This window comes from Microbulbifer zhoushanensis, from assembly GCF_021729055.1.
In the GTDB taxonomy this organism is placed as follows: domain Bacteria; phylum Pseudomonadota; class Gammaproteobacteria; order Pseudomonadales; family Cellvibrionaceae; genus Microbulbifer; species Microbulbifer zhoushanensis.
Map to the genome: position 1 here is coordinate 411100 of NZ_JAJSAO010000002.1, position 17928 is coordinate 429027.

A 17928-nucleotide genomic window follows, 5' to 3' on the forward strand; every position below is an offset into this window, starting at 1 on the left:
GCGGGGAGGGGATAGCCGCCGGTTTTTCAGCCGCTGCGGCCATCCCCCGCTGTTGGAATCAGGATTTCCTGGTGGGGCGCTGCCAGCCGCTGACGTTGCGCTGCTTGCCGCGGGCCACCGCCAGGTCCTCATCCGGCACCTCCCGGGTGATGGTGGAACCGGCGCCCACGGTTGCCCCCGCACCCACCCGGACTGGAGCCACCAGGGCGGTATTGGAGCCGATAAAGGCGCCGTCACCGATTTCAGTCAGTGACTTGTTAACGCCATCGTAATTACAGGTAATGGTGCCGGCGCCGATATTTACCTGCTCACCCACCCGGGCATCGCCCACATAGGACAGGTGATTGACCTTGCTGCCGCGGCCGATGTGGGCCTTCTTGGTCTCGACAAAATTGCCCACCTTGGCCCCGTCCGCCAGCTCGGTACCGGGGCGCAGGCGCGCAAACGGGCCGATGGCGCAGGCTTCGCCGACCTGTGCATCCTCGATTATGGAATTCGCCTCGACCCTTGTGCCTGCAGCCAGCCGGCAGTTTTTCAGCAGGCAGTTGGGGCCCACCTGCACGCCATCGCCCAGGACCACCTCGCCTTCGAAGACACAATTGATATCGATCGAAACATCCGTGCCGCACTCGAGCCTACCCCGCAGGTCAAAGCGGGCCGGGTCCAGTAAAGTAACCCCCGCATTCATCAGCGCCAGCGCGCGACCGTGCTGCAGGGCACGCTCCATCTGTGCCTGCTGGGCGCGGCTGTTGACGCCGGCGACTTCCAACGGGTCGCTGGCGCGCACGCCGGTTACCCCAATATTCTCGCTGACAGAGCGCGCGATAACGTCGGTGAGGTAATACTCACCCTGGGCATTGTCGCTGGAGAGCTCCGGCAGCCACTGCTTCAGCAGGTCCGCCGGTGCCGCCAGGATACCGGTGTTCACCTCGCGGATCGCCAGGGTATCGGCGTCGGCATCCTTTTCCTCGACGATGGCCTGTACCCGGCCGCTGTCGTCCCGCACGATACGGCCATAGCCGGCCGGGTTCGCCATTTCCACCGACAGCAACGCCGGCCCCCGGTCGGAGGAGGAGAGCAGCGATTGCAGGGTGCCCGCCTTGACCAGCGGCACGTCACCGTAGAGGACCAGTACGGTGGCACCGGCACGGAAGTTGGGAATCGCCTGGGCCACTGCGTGGCCGGTGCCCAGTTGTTCCGCCTGCTCGACGAACTTCACTCCGCTGCCGGCATACTGCTCCCGCACCAACTCGGCGCCGTGACCCACCACCACGGTAATTTCCACATCCCCCAGCTGCTGCGCGGTTTCGATCACCCGACCCAGCATGGGTACGCCACCGATCGGGTGCAGGACCTTGGGCAGGTCAGAGCGCATCCGGGTGCCTTTGCCCGCAGCGAGAATAACGATATCAGTGGCCATGGAACCTCTTTCTGACTCAACGGTAAGACTAGGGCGGCAATTGTGGCCAGTTCCACCAGCGATCACAAGCGCAGGGCCATCTTGCGGCACCTAGACTATTGCACACGTGCAAAAGCGCGCGGGCAGGAGAGGGGACGTGGAACGGAAGGGCTTGTGGCTATCCATACTCGGTTGCCTGGCGATGGCGGCACTGGCGTTCCTTTTTACTTCCCTTTCCGGGTCGGCTGCGATTTTCCTGGATGGTGTCTTTTCACTGGTGAACTTTGTCATGTCGCTGGTAATGCTGCGGGTATCACAGCTGCTGCACCGCGCACCGGACCGGCGTTTCCACTTCGGCTATGCCAGTTTCGAACCCGCATTCAATGTCCTGCAAAGCCTGGTGAACCTGGGCGTCATGCTGATGGCCCTGTCATCCGCGGTGTTTGCGCTGTACCGGGGCGGCCGCGCTGTGGAAAGCGGTCCGGCGGTGCTTTATGCGGCGGTGGCAATGCTCGGTTGCCTGGTAATCTACATAGTGCTTCGCCGGATTGGGCGGATCTCCGGCTCCACCCTGATCCAGGTGGACGCCTTCAGCTGGTTGATTGACTGCTTCCTCAGCGGTGTTGTGCTGGTGGCATTTTCGGTGGTATGGATCTGGGGCGCGCGGCTGGGTCCGTGGTTACCCTATGTGGATTCCTGGCTGGTGATCGCAATGGTGGTGGTGATGCTGCCGATTCCGGCCCGCATCCTGTACCGGAACCTGATGGAAGTGCTGTTGGCGGCCCCGTCGGCGGAGCTGCAACTGGATATACACCGCGCCTTTACCCGGGCCATCCGGGATATCCCGGCCCGGGACTGGTCTCTCAGTATCAACAAGGCCGGGCGCAGCATTTACCTCCACGCCCGTATCCTGGTGGAGGAAAACCAGGAGCAGTGCCCGATCTCCCAAGCCGATACCTGGCGGGAGGTTCTGGTGGAGCGAATGGCTGACCTGGTAGATGAACAGGAATTCGACGTGGTGTTTACCTCCGACGCCGATTACCTCTGAGATCGCCGGGGCCAGGGCTTTTCAGACTTTTCTTCTTGTGCTGCCTTGTCGCTGCTGACATAGCCATACTTCAGCATCCCCACGAATACGCTGCCACCGACGGTATTACCAATGGTGGCCCAGGCGATATAACCCAGCATTTCGCTGGTATCGATCGCACCGGCATTGCCCAGCCAACCGCTGAACATGGCGACGGATCCCGCCACACAGTGGGCCAGGCCGCCAACCCCGATCACAAAGGTGATCAGGATAATCAGCACCACACGGCCGATCGTATCCTGCGATGAAGTGGCGACCCAGCCCAAGAGGCCCATCAGCCAGCCTGCCAGCACGGCCCCCAGGAATATCCCGGAGCCGGACTGCTCAAGGCTTTTTACGCCATAGTGTGAAAGTGCCTGCGGATCAATATAGGGGCTCACTTCCTCATACTGGGCCAGCAGCAGGCCGAACATCAGGGCACCAAGCAGGTTTCCGCTGTAGATCACCCCCCAGACACGGCCCAGAGCCCAGACACTTCTGCGACGATCGAGGACCGGAAGTATCGCCAGGGTAGTGTGCTCGGTGAACAGGTCGGTCCGGCCGATAATTACCATTACGAAACCGATGGGATAGCTGGCGGCCAGCAACAGGTGCAGCTGGCTCTTCCCCAGGTCTTCATTGAACAGGGTGTAGAGCACTGCCATAAGGAAGAAACTGAAGCCAATTTCCAGGCCCGCAGCGGTTGCGGACATAAACAGCGAGGAGGAATTGCGACGGTACTCATGCAGGCTGGCGGCCATCTGCTCCTGCAGTATTTCGCGGTCGCTTTTGGGTTTGTCAGAATCACCGTTGGTTGCCATGCACCGGCCCTGGTTTCCAGCAGCTACCACGAAGTGTGGCGCACTTGTGCAGGCTTTTAGCTTAGACCATCCGGGATTATGGGCCTGCGCAAAGCCGCTGGCCGGCACCACCAGGCGGAAGGCACGGGATATTTCGACTCGAGCTGACGCAAGTTTCCGGAACCACCATTTCAGCCTTGGCGACTATGGCAAAATTGAACACTGGTGTGACCATCTGGCCCAATAAGCAGGGAGGGCTTACCGTCGATGCACGGTGGGTGTGTTCTCAGTTTTCCTGGTTTATGATCACTTCATATGCAGGGACGCATATTCAGTTTTCAGGTGAGGACCGTCACCAAAGTGGATGGACCACATCCCAATCCCCTGCCTGTTTCCGGTTAACCGATAAACCCGGGTTCAAACCTGCGTAGCCCTGCAATTGGGTTACCGGCACTGTTTTGCCGCTGACATTCCGACAAGCCATGAAAAGCACTGTGAAAAAGGTTCTCCTGATTACCCCGCAAGCTTCCGAGGCCTTTGGTGGTGAGGCAATACTCCCTGTGCAATATTTCCGCCATTTGCCCGCTGCCGGGATAGAAGTTGCCATGATTGTGCATGAACGGGCCCGGCGTGAACTGGAAGGGCTGTTCCCCGGGCGCCAGGACCAGATCCACTTTGTGAAGGATTCATGGCTACACCGGTTGCTCTATCGCTGCGGGCGCCTGCTACCCCAGCGAATCGCCAGCTTCACCACCGTCTTCGCTGTCGACCTCCTGACCGAAAGGGCACAGAAGCGGATTGCCCTTCAGCTCATCCGCAAGGAGCGTATAGACCTGGTACATGTCCCGATCCGGGTTTCACCCAGACTCCCATCCAGTATCCACAACCTGGGACGGCCTGTGGTATTTGGTCCGCTCAACGGTGGCATGACCTTTCCCGATGGCTTTGTCCACCAGCAGGCCTGGCTGGAAAAGGCATTTATGGATGCGGGACGCACATTGTCATACCTGGCCAACCGATTCATACCGGGCAAGCCTCGGGCCACCACAGTGGTCGTCGCGAATGCCCGGACGAGAAAGGCGCTTCCTGTGACGACAGGAATGAAGATCGTGGAGCTGGTGGAGAATGGGGTAGACCTCTCACTCTTCCAGGCAAGACCGGCGCGAAAGAGGCAAGCCTCCGATTCCTGCCGTTTCGTATTCCTGGGTCGGTTGGTGGACTGGAAATGTGTCGACATGTTGCTCGAGGCCATGGCCCGCCTGAATTCAGCTGGTCTTGCTCCGGAACTGGAGATCATCGGTGACGGTCCAGAAAGGCCTGCACTTGAGCGTCTTTCCAACACTCTCGGCCTCAGCCAGCAGGTACGCTTTCGTGGCTTTGTCCCGCAGCGGGACTGCCCGGCACAGCTGGCCCAATGTGATTGCCTGGTGTTACCCAGCATGTATGAATGCGGCGGTGCTGTGGTACTGGAAGCCATGGCTATGGGTCGGCCGGTGATAGCCACCAATTGGGGGGGGCCGGCGGACTACCTGGACGCCGCATGCGGCATGCTTGTCGATCCCGGTAATGGCCGCCGGGATTTTATCGTGCGGCTGGCAGAGGCGATGCGCGCAATCATTGCCGACCCCGCCGGGGCTGAAGCCATGGGGGCAGCGGGGCGCGCCAAGGTGACGCGCCAGTTTGACTGGTCGAAAAAGGCCGGGAAAATGGTCGAGGTTTACGCCGCCACACTAACGGCAGGCCAGTCCCCGCGTTGCAAGGTGCCGCTGCCGGAAAAAGCCATAACGCGGTGTGGTTAAGCAGTGCCCCTCAGGCGTCGCTGGTTTCCGCCGCCAGGGCTTCATCCAGTTCGGTAGCCCGGCGGAAAGCCTTGCGGTCACTCACCCGGGCAAAATAATCGATAAATTCCTGTCGTTTTTCGATAGTCCCGAACTGTAGTCCCCAGCCAACCTGGGCACCGACATACACATCCGCAGCGGTGAATCGCTTGCCGGCGATATAGGGGTTGTCCGTTACCCCACGGGAGAGGGCATCCAGTGCCAGCCCATAATTGCCGTAGCCAGCCATGCGCTGCTTTTCGGGTGCGGGATCACCACCAAAAATGCTCCGGTTGGTCAGAGCCGCCTCAATGGGCCCCGCGGTAAAGAACAGCCAGCGATAGTAAGCGGCCCGTTCCTCCCGGGTAGGTGCGAGACCTGCTTCCGGGTATGCCTCTGCCAGATATGCACAGATGGCAGCGGTCTCAGTCACCACCTGGCCATTGTGAACAACAACGGGCACCTTGCCCATCGGGTTGATGGCATGGAACGTGGCGGATTTCATCCCTGCGCCGTACTCGACCACCTCCACCTCATACGGCTGGCCGATTTCCTCGAGCATCCAGCGGACAATGCGTCCGCGAGACTGGGGGTTGGTATAGAAAACCAGTTGATCAGTCATTTGGCTAAGTCCTCTGTGGAAAACACTGGAGAGTCTATTCCGGTTGCTGCAGTCCAGACGAGTGATACGCGCGACAGCGCCGGGAAATCACAAATAATTCACAAACGCCCAGCAGGTACAGATGTACCGCTCCGGGATAAAGTCGGTATTCAGGATCCAGCGGTTACTGAAGGGGAGGCGGGGATTCCGCGCTGCTGTGCCCACATTACTGCCGCCTCGATGGCATCACCCCATTCATTCACGAGCTCACGGGCGAACTGTATTTCCCTGTCCAGGGAAAATTCCTGGCCCTGCGGATCCTTGGCGTGTTTGGGGGCGATGCTTTCCCATGCCTGGGCCAGCTCCAGCGTCGATAACCCGAGTTCCAGTTGCCGGTTGGCCCGGGACAGGCTTTCGACGGGATCCGCGCGCAATGATTCCAGCGTTAACGGTGCGGTCTCGGTCGCCCCCGTTCCGCCCGCCACGGACGACATGGCGGTGGCCTGGGCTGCATAGGCACAGGCAAGCAGGCAACAGATGCTGGTCATGGAACCGGGATAAGATTGTGCCTCGCTCACTAGACTGGCGGGAACTGAACCCACCTGGCGAAGCCTTTCAAGTAGTTCGAGGGTTTGCCTGATCCGGGGCTTGCCGCCACGGAATATTGCAACGATATAGGCGCGGAGATCACAGGTCATCGACAGTATCCGGTAATTTCCGTTTTCTGCACCGCCGGTCGCCAGCAGGATATTGTCCCAGTTGGACAGCTTGATCGCAGGCCTGGCATAAGGCGCCATTGAGAAGCACAGTCGCGCCACAGTGCGATCAAATAACTTCTGTGTCTCGCTAAGGTGGGCCGGATCAACCAGTCCCGGCAAGCAGGCGTTGGATAACCGGGTAATTGCCCGCGGCTCCCGCAGTACAAAGGATTTGCCCGGAACTGACAGTACGCGGCTCAACAGGGTGGAACCACAGAAACCAGAATGGATAATCAAGGTGCCGGTCACTTCCCCGGGCGCGGGGTCGCTACGCCATCCGCGCAGCCTCTCTGCCGTTATTGCAACCAGGTCATTGGTGGCAGCCAGCGGGTGCCGGCCATCATGGAAGGGCATTGTCTCGATATGATCTATCGACACCTGTGCGAAATGGAATTCATCTGTCTCTGCATCGTAGTCAACCGGTAACCAGCTGGAATCGTCAAGAATCTCAGTGGTGCTCTCCATGGATAACGCCCGTCCGGGACGGCAAATTCCAGTTGCACTCATGACTACTTACTCTCCCGAGTCCACACCAGCAGTGATGCGATTTTTTGTTCATTTTTCTTGTGCTGGCATCACGTGATCGATATACCGACGGGTATATCTGCAGGTATCCGCCGTACACACAAAGTGACGGATGGTGAGTCATGGGTCAATTCGTCTGGTCGCTGTGGGGACTGGACCCGTCGCAAACGCACTGCGTCCTGTCGCAGCAACGCACGCGGGCAAGTCCTGTGATATGGAAAGGTGCTGCTTACAGTAGCGGAAAAATTCTACTGCCTGCTACTCGAGCAGGCCGGTGAATACGACGGCAGGGGAAAAGAGGCTGGCGAGGCGCGGGAGTTTATCCGCAAACAGCAGCGACTGACGGAGCCTGCAATCTGAACCAGGTGTTGGCTCCGATAGTGATGTCACCAGATTACCGTTACCACGCCCCGATTCCCCGAACGACGGGATTTCCCGGTTTGGGCACTACGGCTCCAGGTTTGCCGGCACCACGTCCTCAATCCAGGTTTTTACCCGTTCGACCTCGGCCCTGCCTGCCGCCACCGCCTCGGCGGCCCGGGAAAATTCCATGCTTCCAATGCCACCGACCTTGGGGATGATCATGATGTCCGGGGGGGAGCCTGCGAGCCGGGAGCGCTTGTGACGTCGCTCAAGAATCTCCATGGAGGTCGACATGGTTTCCAGCATTCCGGGAGCATACGGCGTGGTCCTGGTGAATCGGTCTCCTATCTGCGCCAGCTGTTGCCGGCCCTGCGTCAGTAGCTTCTCCAGGGACACCCCCGCGGAAACTTCCTTATTCACGCGCTGCAGGGGGGCAGGCGTCTCGGGTGCTTCACTGTTGTCGCCATCGCTGGCCAGGGTTTCCACTTCCCCCTGCCGATGTTCCCACATTGAGACCCCGTCCTCGGTAACATCGACCGCAATTACGCAGGTAGCGCCCATCGCGCGACAGACATCAATCGGCACAGGGTTTACGACCGCCCCATCTACAAGCCAACGCCCCGCAACCTGCTTCGGGGACAGCAACCCGGGAATGGAGCAGGAGGCACTCACCGCGTCGCTGAGGTTGCCTTCCTGCAGCCAGATTTCCTGGCCGCTGTTCAGGTCAGTTGCCACCGCGGTAAATGGGACAGGCAACTCCTCGATATTCTCGTAGGCAAAGCCTTCAAAAAAGGCCTGGAACGGTTTCTTGCCGCCAATCAGTCCGCCACTGAATGTCCAGTTGATATCCAGCAGGGAGAACACCCGCCAGTTATCCAGCATGTTCACCCATTCTTCGAGTTTATCCAGGCAGCCGGCAGCATAGGCTGAACCAACGAATGCCCCCATGGAAGAGCCCGCGATCACCTGGGGGCGAATGCCCATTTCATCCAGCGCACTCAGCACGCCGATGTGGGCAAAGCCTTTCGCAGCGCCACTGCCAAGGGCAATACCGATACAAGGCTTCGATGAGGATGCCATGGGAATCTCCTGGAACTTTTAGCTGATCCTATTCACACCTGATGGAACATTCGGTGATTTTCCCGCGATTCATACCCGGGCCGGTATGGATCGCGACACGGCGGGCAAGCGGGCATAAAAAAAGCAGCCGAAGCTGCTTTTTTAATCGCCTGCAAACAGGTTCCTACCGGGAGTAGGAGGGGCTGCTTACTTGCCGGCGGCCTTGCGGATGGCCTGCATGGTGCGCAGGCGCGCCTCGGCCTCGGCCAGCTGGGCGGAAATGCGGGCGTAGTCGACCTCGGAAGGAGCCTGGTGCAGGGCGTGGGCCGCTTCTTCGCGGGCCTTCTGCGCAGCTTCTTCGTCGATCTCGCGCTCGGCGACATCGGCCAGGATGGTGACCATGTTGGGCTGTACCTCGGCGTAACCGCCGCTCACATACAGCACTTCCTCTTCACCACCCTGCTTGATGATACGTACCGGGCCCGGCTTGAGCGCTGTCAGCAGCTGGGCATGGCCATAGGAGATACCCAGTTCACCCTCGACACCGGTGACGATAACCATCTCCACCAGTCCGGAGAACAGGGATTCCTCAGCGCTCACGATATCGCAATGTACAGTCATAGCCATAAGGCTACCTCATTCTCTGCAGTTTGCCTTGCGAATTCCCGCCACCGTGCCCGGACGGGCAGGGCGGCGGGGAGTTCCGCGCTTACTTGGCCTTGTTGGCTTTCTCGACCGCTTCGTCGATGGTGCCGACCATGTAGAAGGCCTGTTCCGGCAGGTTGTCGTACTCGCCGTCGAGGATGCCCTGGAAGCCACGGATGGTTTCCTTCAGGGACACGTATTTGCCCGGTGCACCGGTAAATACCTCGGCCACGTGGAACGGCTGGGACAGGAAGCGCTCGATCTTACGGGCACGGGCCACGATCTGCTTGTCTTCCTCGGACAGCTCGTCCATACCCAGGATGGCGATGATGTCCTTCAGCTCCTTGTAACGCTGCAGTACGGACTGCACGCCGCGGGCCACTTCATAGTGCTCCTGGCCGATTACCAGCGGGTCCAGCTGGCGGGAGGTGGAGTCCAGCGGATCCACGGCCGGGTAGATACCCTTGGCAGCGATGTCGCGGCTCAGTACCACGGTGGAGTCCAGGTGGGCGAAGGTGGTGGCCGGGGACGGGTCGGTAAGGTCGTCCGCCGGTACGTATACCGCCTGGATGGAGGTAATGGAACCGGTCTTGGTGGAGGTAATGCGCTCCTGCAGGACGCCCATCTCTTCCGCCAGGGTCGGCTGGTAACCTACCGCGGACGGCATACGGCCGAGCAGGGCGGATACTTCGGTACCGGCCAGGGTGTAACGGTAGATGTTGTCGACGAACAGCAGTACGTCGCGACCTTCGTCACGGAACTTCTCGGCCATGGTCAGGCCGGTCAGGGCCACACGCAGGCGGTTCCCGGGCGGCTCATTCATCTGGCCGTAAACCATCGCTACCTTGGACTCGGAGAAGTTCTCGACGTTTACAACGCCGGCTTCCTGCATCTCGTAGTAGAAGTCGTTACCTTCACGGGTACGCTCACCCACACCGGCGAATACGGACAGGCCGCTGTGCTCGGTGGCGATGTTGTTGATGAGCTCCATCATGTTTACGGTCTTGCCCACGCCGGCGCCGCCGAACAGGCCAACCTTACCGCCCTTGGCGAAGGGGCATACCAGGTCGATTACCTTGATGCCGGTTTCCAGCAGCTCGGTGGAGCTGGACTGCTCTTCGTAGGTGGGGGCAGCGCGGTGGATGGAAGCGCGCTCTACTTCAGCGCCCTCGCCACCGATGGGGCCACACTCATCGATCGGGTTGCCCAGCACGTCCATGATACGGCCCAGGGTGTCTGTGCCCACCGGCACGGAAACCGGCGCACCGGTGTTCTTCACTGCCAGGCCGCGGGAGATACCCTCGGATGAACCCATGGCAATGGCGCGTACCACGCCGTCACCCAGCTGCTGCTGCACTTCCATGGTGAGGTTCTTGTCCTCAACCAGCAGTGCGTCGTATACCTTCGGCACGGAGTCACGCGGGAATTCCACGTCGATTACCGCCCCGATAACTTGCACAATTTGCCCGTTACTCATTTCCGGATCCTCAAATCAAAATTCGTTCAGCCGCTTAAACCGCTGCGGCGCCGCCCACGATCTCGGACAGCTCCTGGGTAATCGCTGCCTGGCGCGCCTTGTTGTAAACAAGCTGCAGCGCATCGATCAGCTCGCCGGCGTTGTCGGTGGCGCTCTTCATGGCAATCATGCGCGCCGCCTGTTCGCAGGCCTTGTTCTCTACCACGGCCTGGTACACCTGAGACTCGATGTAGCGGGCCAGCAGCCCGTCCAGCAGGTCCACCGGCTCCGGCTCGTACAGGTAGTCCCAGTCGTGCTTGAGCTGGTCGTTGTCTTCTTTCGGCAGCGGCAGCAACTGCTCCACACGCGGCTTCTGCGACATGGTGTTGACGAACTCGTTGGACACGAGGAACAGGCGGTCGATTTCGCCCTCCGCAAAACGGTCCATCATGACCTTCACCGAACCGATCAGCTTGTTCGCCTGCGGGTTGTCACCCACATCGCGCAGGGCCGCCACCACCTTGCCACCAATGGTGTTGAAGAAGCTGGCCGCCTTGTTGCCCACAGCGCAGATCTCGACATCGACGCCGCGCTCGGACCAGGCCTGCATATCGCGAATAGCCGCCTTGAACATATTGATGTTCAGGCCACCACAGAGACCGCGGTCAGTGGATACCAGGATAAAACCGACCCGCTTGGCTTCGCGCTCCTGCAGGTAGATATGCTGGTATTCGGCCGATGCGTTGGCGACGTGGCCGATCACTGCGCGTATGCGCTGGGCGTAGGGACGCCCCAGTGCCATGCGATCCTGAGCCTTGCGCATCTTACTCGCCGCGACCATTTCCATCGCGGAGGTAATTTTCTGCGTGCTCTTGATGCTGGCAATTTTTGTGCGTACTTCTTTTCCGCCTGCCATAGTGATTTACCTTGTTCGCTGGATTTCTCAGAACCGCAGGAGCTCGCCCGAAACCGGACAGGCCCCTGCAGGCCTCCAGGGTGCTTACCAGCTACCGGTAGCGACAAACTTCTCGATGCCGGCCTTGAAGGCGGCGTCGATCTCGTCGTCGTACTTGCCGGTGCTGTTCACTTTCTCCATCAGCTCTGCATGTTCGCTGTTCATGTAAGCGAGCAGGGCGGATTCGAAGTCCAGCACTTTGTTGACTTCAACGTCGTTCAGGTAACCCTTGTCGGCAGCGTAAACAGACACAGCCATTTCCGCGATGGACAGCGGGCTGTACTGCTTCTGCTTCATCAGCTCGGTAACACGCTCACCGTGGTCCAGCTGCGCCTTGGTGGCCTCGTCCAGGTCGGAAGCGAACTGGGAGAAGGCCGCCAGTTCACGGTACTGGGCCAGCGCGGTACGGATACCACCGGAGAGTTTCTTGATCACCTTGGTCTGCGCGGAACCACCAACGCGGGATACGGAGATACCCGGGTTGATGGCAGGGCGGATACCGGCGTTGAACAGATCGGTCTCGAGGAAGATCTGGCCGTCGGTAATGGAGATCACGTTGGTCGGTACGAACGCGGAAACGTCACCGGCCTGGGTCTCGATGATCGGCAGGGCGGTCAGGGAGCCGGTCTTGCCTTTCACTTCGCCGTTGGTGAACTTCTCCACGTAGTCGGCGTTTACACGCGCGGCGCGCTCCAGCAGGCGGGAGTGCAGGTAGAAAACGTCACCGGGGTAAGCTTCACGGCCCGGGGGACGCTTCAGCAGCAGGGAGATCTGGCGGTAGGCCCAGGCCTGCTTGGTGAGGTCATCATAAATGATCAGGGCGTCTTCACCGCGGTCGCGGAAGTACTCGCCCATGGTGCAGCCCACGTAGGGAGCCAGGAACTGCATGGAGGCCGGGTCGGCCGCGCCGGCAGCGACCACGATGGTGTGGTCCATGGCGCCATGCTCTTCCAGCTTGCGCACCACGTTGGCAATAGAGGACTGCTTCTGGCCCACGGCAACGTAGATACACTTAATGCCGGTGCCTTTCTGGTTGATGATCGTATCGATCGCAACGGCAGACTTACCGATCTGGCGGTCACCAATGATCAGCTCCCGCTGGCCGCGGCCGATCGGGATCATGGTGTCGATCGCCTTCAGGCCGGTCTGGACCGGCTGGTCTACGGACTGGCGGTCGATAACGCCGGGCGCTACCTTCTCCACGGCGTCGGTCAGGCTGGTATTCAGCGGACCCTTGCCGTCGATCGGGTTACCCAGGGCGTCAACCACGCGACCCAGGAGCTCCGGACCCACCGGGGTTTCCAGGATGCGGCCGGTGCAACGACACTTCTGGCCTTCGGCCAGGGATTTGTAGTCGCCCAGGATTACGGCACCGACGGAGTCGCGCTCCAGGTTCAGCGCCATACCGAAGATGCCGCCATCGAACTCGATCATCTCACCGAACATTACGTCGGCAAGGCCGTGGATACGGACAATACCGTCGGACACGGAAACGATGGTGCCCTCGGTACGGGCCTGTGTGTCCACATCGAGACTCTCGATGCGGCTCTTGATAATTTCACTGATCTCAGAGGGATTCAGTTGCTGCATGCTCTGTTCCTCAAGTTCCCAAGATGCCAGAGATGACATCCGGGAAAGTTGTTTAGGAGTTCATCGCCTCGGCGAGTTTGGCCAACCGGCCGCGCACTGTGCCATCGATGACCGTATCGCCGGCGCGAATGATCGCGCCGCCCAGGAGACTCTCGTCGACGGAGCCGTGCAGGTGCACCTCGCGCTCGAACTTCTTGCTGAGTGCCTGGGTCAGTTGCTGCGCCTGCGCTTCGCTGAGCGGGCGCGCTGAGACGACTTCCACCTCCAGGGAGGCTTCGGCCTGTGCCTTGAGCTCTTCAAACAGCTCGTAGATTTCCGGCAACAGCGGCAGGCGGTGGTTCTCCGCCAGCAGCCGGATAAAGTTCTTGCCGGATTCACTGAGGTCATCTGAACAGATGGACAGGAATTTGTCTGCGCGTTCATCGCTGGTGAGCTGCGGGTTCTCCAGCATCTCACCAACTTTCTCGCTTTGGCTGACCGCGGCCGCCGTTGCCAGCGCAGTACTCCAGCCGCCGAGATCGGAGGCTTCCTGCGCGTAGGCAAACGCCGCTTTGGCGTAGGGCCGGGCCAGTGTGCTGAGTTCCGCCATGGGGTTCCTCGCTTACAGCTCGGCTGCCAGTTTGTCGATCAGATCATCGTGCGCCTTGGCATCGATATTAACCGAGAGGATCTTCTCAGCGCCGGCCACGGACAGGGCGGCAACGCGGCTGCGCAGCTGCTCCTTGGCACGGTTCACTTCCTGCTCGATCTCGGCCTTGGCCGCGGCTTTCAGGCGATCACCTTCCTCGACTGCGGCCTGCTTGGCCTCGTCGAGAATCTGGTTGGCGCGCTTGTTGGCACCATCGATGATATCCGCAGCCTGCGCTTTGGCTTCCTTCAGCTGATCAGCGGCCTTGCGCTGGGCCAGCTCCAGATCCTTACCAGCACGCTCGGCCTCTTCGAGACCAGTGGCGATCTTCTGCTCACGTTCCTGCATGACACCCAGCAGGGCGGGCCATACATACTTCCAGCAGAACCATACGAAGACCAGGAATGTAATCGACTGGCCTATTAGAGTCAGGTTGATATTCACACCGACACCTCTTGCTCTTTGCTCTTTATAAAAAGAACGGGGGGGTTAAGGGCAATTGGAACGATGGAATTAACCAGCCAGACCAGGAGCGACAGCGAAGATCAGGTACATGGCGATACCAACACCGATCATCGGTACGGCGTCGAGCAGACCTGCCATCAGGAACATTTTGCCCTGCAGAGCCGGAGCCTGTTCCGGCTGACGCGCAGAACCTTCCAGCAGCTTGCCGCCCAGGGTGCCGAAACCGATAGCAGTACCCAGTGCGCCCAGACCAATCAGCAGTGCGCTCGCGATGTAAACCAGACCAAGTGCTTCCATTGTATTCTCCATCAAAGTTGAGAGTTTAAGAGTTGTGGAAATAAGTTCTCTGGGGCCGCGCCCCAATCCAATCAGTGATCAGTTGTGTGCTCATCCTCACGGTCATGGGCCATGGACATGTAAACCGTGGTCAGGACCATGAACACGAAGGCCTGCAGGGTGATCACCAGGATGTGGAAGATCGCCCAGCCCAGCTGCAGGAACGCTGCACCGATAAAGCCCAGTACGCCGACGCCGAAGACGATGGCAATCAGGATAAAGATCATCTCGCCGGCGTACAGGTTACCGAAGAGACGCAGGCCGAGAGAGACCGGCTTCGCAATCAGGGAAACCAGTTCCAGCAGCAGGTTGAACGGAATCAGGAAAATGTCCACGTACCACTTGCCGGAGTGGAACGGGTGCAGGGTCAGCTCCTTGATAAAGCCAAGGGCACCTTTTTCGCGGATGCTGAAGAAGATCATCAGGGCAAATACTGCCAGAGCCATACCCAGGGTGACGTTCAGGTCGGTGGTGGGTACGACCTTGAAGAACAGGTGATCATTGCCCGCGGCCGTCGCCGCAGCCATGGGCAGCCAGTCCACCGGAACCAGGTCCATCAGGTTCATCAGGAAGACCCAGACGAAAATCGTCAGCGCCATCGGCGCCACCATGCTGTTGCGGTGCTGGAAGGTATCTTTCACCAGCTTGTCGACGAAATCGACGGTCAGCTCGACGAAGCTCTGGAAACCACTCGGCACACCGGCGGTAGCCTTCTTGGCGGCGCGGGCAAACAGGAAGCAGAACAGCAGGCCCAGGCCGATGGCCCAGCCGAGGCTGTCCAGGTGAATTGCCCAGAAGCCCATGTCCGCAGCTTCCCGGGAGGAGTGGGCCATGGTCCAGGTGCTCTCACTCAGAACAGTGCCGTCAGCGCGGGTGTAACCCGCCGGCAGCTTGCCGTAGGCCATGTTCTGCAGGTGGTGTTGGATATAATCCGTCGCGGTTTGAGCTTCGCCTGCCATAGTTCCTCAGCACTCGATCAATAGAATTAGTCTTCTGCGCCGGTCAGCGGACCATGCGCGCCACCATCAGCCACTGCAGGACAACGCAGCAGCCGTAGCTGATAAACAGCGCGGCCGCATCGAGCGGCCTTACCACGGCAAACACTGCCGCGAACCCCGTCAGGGTCAGGATGAACTTGCCCGTCTCCGCGCGGTAGAAAGATGCCACCACCCGGTCGGCGGACCGCGCGCCGCGATGGCGGAAAGCGCGGAAGCCAAAATAGGCATTGGGCAGCGCACACAGCGCACCACCGATAAAAACCGACAGCGCCGTCACCGGCCGGCCGTAAAAATGCAATACCGCTCCCGCCAGCGATACCAGCACCAGCTGTACCGCGGCGACCAACAACACCGGGGGTCTGTACATAGGCGGGACTTGGCCGACCAGGTTAGCGCTTTCCGCCCAAAATTTGGGCGAGCGAATTATAGGAGTAACCGCATTCCCGGTTCAACTGCAAAATCTGGCCAAGTTATTTAATTTTCAGTGTTTTTTCGTTGCAAATTGCCAGAGCGGTGAGTATTCACTAACCAGGCTCTCCGAAAGTACCGTGCGCCATTTTGGGGCGCACGATTCTACCGGGTTATTCCTCGCGGTACCCCAGGTGGGCAAGGATACCGTCCAGCTCATCGAGGCTGTTGTACTTCAGCACCAGCTTGCCGACACCGCGGTCGTTGTGATCGATATTGACCGGCACCCCGACTTTCTCCGACAACCTCTCACTGAGGCGGCGGATATTCGGGTCCTGCTTCGGCTTGGCCGGCGCCGGGTTCTGCGCCTGCTGCACAATACGGCGCACCAGCGCCTCGGTCTGGCGGACCGTCAGGCCCTTGTCCACCACCTGGCGCGCAGCGGCGCGCTGGGCTTCGCCGGCCAGGCCCAGCAGGGCCTTGGCATGCCCCAGCTCCAGGTCGCCGCGCTCGAGGAAGGTACGCACATCCTCGGTGAGGCTCAGCAGTCGCAACAGGTTGGTCACCGCGGTACGGGACTTGCCCACCGCCTCGGCCACCTGCTGCTGGGTCAGCTCGAATTCGTCCTGCAGGCGCTTCAGCGCCAGCGCTTCCTCCACCGGGTTGAGGTCTTCCCGCTGGATATTCTCGATCAGCGCCATGGCGATGGCGGCTTCATCCGGCACGTCGCGCACCAGCGCCGGTACCCGGTCCAGCTCGGCCAGCTGGGCAGCACGCCAGCGCCGCTCACCGGCGATGATCTCGAAGGACTGCTCGCCCACGGGCCGCACAACGATGGGTTGCATGATGCCCTGGGCGCGGATGGAATCCGCCAGTTCCTGCATGGACTCCTGCGGGAAATCGCGGCGCGGCTGGTAGCGCCCCCGCTGCAGAAATTCGATCGGCAGCTCGCGCAGCTCGCCGTCGACGGCGTCCTTACTGTCGCTGCCGGTCGCCATGGCGATGGCCTGGCTGGCCTCACCACTGATCAAATGGGACAGGTTCTTGCCCAGCCCCTTGCGCCTGGTGGCCATATGTTTCTTACCTCTGGATTAAACGGCTTCCGCCACCGGGCGGCTCGGGTTCTGGTGGGACGCGTGGCGGCGGGTCATCTCGCCAGCCAGCGCCAGGTAGGCAATGGCGCCCTTGGAATGCTTGTCGTAGTCCAGCGCCGGCTTGCCGTAGCTGGGGGCTTCGGCCAGGCGTACATTGCGCGGGATACAGGTGCGGTAGAGGCGCTCACCGAAGTATTCGGAAAGCTGCTCGGAAACATCGCTGGTGAGGCTGTTGCGCGGGTCGTACATGGTGCGCAGGATGCCCTCGATCTTCAGCTCCGGGTTGGCGGCACGCTGGATCTGGGTAATGGTATCGATCAGTGCCGACAGGCCCTCGAGTGCATAGTACTCGCACTGCATCGGGATCAGCACGCCGTTGGCCGCACAGAGGGCGTTGACCGTGAGCATGTTCAGCGACGGCGGGCAGTCCACCACGATGTAGTCGTAATCTTCCGCGATCGGGCGCAGCGCCCGGCGCAGGCGCGACTCGCGCCCGTCCATATCCAGCAATTCAACTTCCGCTGCCGACAGGTCACCGTTGGCGGGCAGCAGGGCGAACCCGCTCTCGGTGGACACTACCGCGTCACGCGCTGCCGCTTCCCCGGCCAGCACATCGTAGGAGGAGAGAGCCAGCTGGCTCTTGTCCACACCGCTGCCCATGGTGGCATTGCCCTGGGGATCCAGGTCGATCAGCAGGACCCGGCGGCGGCTGGCGACGAGGGAGGCGGCCAGGTTGACGCAGGTGGTGGTCTTGCCCACACCGCCTTTCTGGTTGGCTACGGCGAATATCTTGCTCAAGGTTCTTGTCCTTTGTTCTCCCCGGGGACGCCCTCCCTGAAGTCGCCCGGGTCGCACGGCAGCAGCCGGCGTCAGCAGTCGCGGCCCGTTGTCCGGGCGCGCGCAGGTCTCGGAAATCTGTTATTAAAACTGGTTCTTTTCAGCGCGGGATAGTCGCCAGGCCGCCG

General features: G+C 60.4%; 19 protein-coding genes. 3 read left to right on the forward strand and 16 right to left on the reverse strand.

The annotated features are described in order from the left end of the window. Positions 1-58 precede the first annotated feature (58 nt). A complete protein-coding gene (gene glmU, locus LVD10_RS05440; RefSeq protein WP_232940302.1) occupies positions 59-1420 on the reverse strand; it encodes a bifunctional UDP-N-acetylglucosamine diphosphorylase/glucosamine-1-phosphate N-acetyltransferase GlmU in 1362 nt (453 codons plus the stop codon). Positions 1421-1556: 136 nt separating this feature from the next. Between glmU and LVD10_RS05445 the strand changes: the two genes are divergently transcribed. Further along, positions 1557-2447 carry a cation diffusion facilitator family transporter gene (locus LVD10_RS05445; RefSeq protein ID WP_237062265.1) on the forward strand — a complete coding sequence of 297 codons (891 nt, stop codon included), beginning with the start codon at positions 1557-1559 and terminating at the stop codon, positions 2445-2447. On the opposite strand, the gene LVD10_RS05450 is transcribed toward LVD10_RS05445, so the two are convergent. Further along, positions 2438-3286, reverse strand: a complete 849-nt coding sequence (locus LVD10_RS05450) for a formate/nitrite transporter family protein (protein ID WP_232940306.1) — start codon at positions 3284-3286, stop codon at positions 2438-2440. The genes LVD10_RS05445 and LVD10_RS05450 overlap by 10 nt on opposite strands. Positions 3287-3759: 473 nt before the next feature. On the opposite strand from LVD10_RS05450, the gene LVD10_RS18035 reads away from it, so the two are divergent. Further along, positions 3760-5064 (forward strand): glycosyltransferase family 4 protein, encoded by a 1305-nt coding sequence (locus tag LVD10_RS18035; protein ID WP_237062267.1) that lies wholly within the window; start codon positions 3760-3762, stop codon positions 5062-5064. A gap of 10 nt (positions 5065-5074) precedes the next feature. On the opposite strand, the gene LVD10_RS05460 is transcribed toward LVD10_RS18035, so the two are convergent. Further along, positions 5075-5704, reverse strand: coding sequence for a glutathione S-transferase family protein (locus LVD10_RS05460; protein ID WP_237062269.1), 630 nt, complete (start codon positions 5702-5704; stop codon positions 5075-5077). Between the two features lie 149 nt (positions 5705-5853). Next, positions 5854-6948 (reverse strand): hypothetical protein, encoded by a 1095-nt coding sequence (locus LVD10_RS05465; RefSeq protein ID WP_237062278.1) that lies wholly within the window; start codon positions 6946-6948, stop codon positions 5854-5856. A gap of 240 nt (positions 6949-7188) precedes the next feature. Between LVD10_RS05465 and LVD10_RS05470 the strand changes: the two genes are divergently transcribed. Beyond that, on the forward strand, positions 7189-7326 hold the full coding sequence (locus LVD10_RS05470) for a hypothetical protein (RefSeq protein ID WP_237062280.1): 138 nt from the start codon (positions 7189-7191) through the stop codon (positions 7324-7326). A gap of 87 nt (positions 7327-7413) precedes the next feature. Here the strand turns inward: LVD10_RS05470 and rssA are convergent, their stop codons facing one another. The 12 genes from rssA to LVD10_RS05530 form a co-directional block, all read right to left on the reverse strand. Next, positions 7414-8409, reverse strand: coding sequence for a patatin-like phospholipase RssA (gene rssA, locus LVD10_RS05475; protein ID WP_237062282.1), 996 nt, complete (start codon positions 8407-8409; stop codon positions 7414-7416). A 186-nt stretch (positions 8410-8595) separates the two neighbouring features. Further along, positions 8596-9015: a F0F1 ATP synthase subunit epsilon gene (locus LVD10_RS05480; protein WP_232940318.1), complete on the reverse strand. Its 420-nt coding sequence runs from the start codon at positions 9013-9015 to the stop codon at positions 8596-8598. 82 nt (positions 9016-9097) lie between these two features. Beyond that, positions 9098-10510, reverse strand: coding sequence for a F0F1 ATP synthase subunit beta (gene atpD / locus LVD10_RS05485; protein ID WP_232940320.1), 1413 nt, complete (start codon positions 10508-10510; stop codon positions 9098-9100). Between the two features lie 34 nt (positions 10511-10544). After that, positions 10545-11405, reverse strand: a complete 861-nt coding sequence (gene atpG / locus LVD10_RS05490) for a F0F1 ATP synthase subunit gamma (protein ID WP_232940322.1) — start codon at positions 11403-11405, stop codon at positions 10545-10547. An 84-nt stretch (positions 11406-11489) separates the two neighbouring features. Further along, positions 11490-13034 (reverse strand): F0F1 ATP synthase subunit alpha, encoded by a 1545-nt coding sequence (atpA, locus tag LVD10_RS05495; RefSeq protein WP_232940324.1) that lies wholly within the window; start codon positions 13032-13034, stop codon positions 11490-11492. A gap of 52 nt (positions 13035-13086) precedes the next feature. Further along, positions 13087-13623, reverse strand: a complete 537-nt coding sequence (locus tag LVD10_RS05500) for a F0F1 ATP synthase subunit delta (RefSeq protein ID WP_232940326.1) — start codon at positions 13621-13623, stop codon at positions 13087-13089. Between the two features lie 12 nt (positions 13624-13635). Further along, complete coding sequence (locus LVD10_RS05505) at positions 13636-14106, reverse strand: F0F1 ATP synthase subunit B (protein WP_232940328.1); 471 nt, start codon at positions 14104-14106, stop codon at positions 13636-13638. A 69-nt stretch (positions 14107-14175) separates the two neighbouring features. After that, entirely contained in the window at positions 14176-14424 is a 249-nt protein-coding gene (gene atpE, locus LVD10_RS05510) for a F0F1 ATP synthase subunit C (RefSeq protein WP_067084854.1), read from the reverse strand. Between the two features lie 71 nt (positions 14425-14495). Beyond that, a complete protein-coding gene (gene atpB, locus LVD10_RS05515) occupies positions 14496-15422 on the reverse strand; it encodes a F0F1 ATP synthase subunit A (protein WP_232940330.1) in 927 nt (308 codons plus the stop codon). A gap of 43 nt (positions 15423-15465) precedes the next feature. After that, positions 15466-15828, reverse strand: a complete 363-nt coding sequence (locus LVD10_RS05520; protein ID WP_232940332.1) for an ATP synthase subunit I — start codon at positions 15826-15828, stop codon at positions 15466-15468. Between the two features lie 214 nt (positions 15829-16042). Beyond that, the gene (locus LVD10_RS05525; RefSeq protein ID WP_232940334.1) at positions 16043-16942 is read right to left on the reverse strand and encodes a ParB/RepB/Spo0J family partition protein; all 900 of its coding nucleotides are present in this window, start codon (positions 16940-16942) and stop codon (positions 16043-16045) included. 18 nt (positions 16943-16960) lie between these two features. Continuing rightward, a complete protein-coding gene (locus tag LVD10_RS05530) occupies positions 16961-17761 on the reverse strand; it encodes a ParA family protein (protein ID WP_232940336.1) in 801 nt (266 codons plus the stop codon). Between the last annotated feature and the right edge of the window lie 167 nt (positions 17762-17928).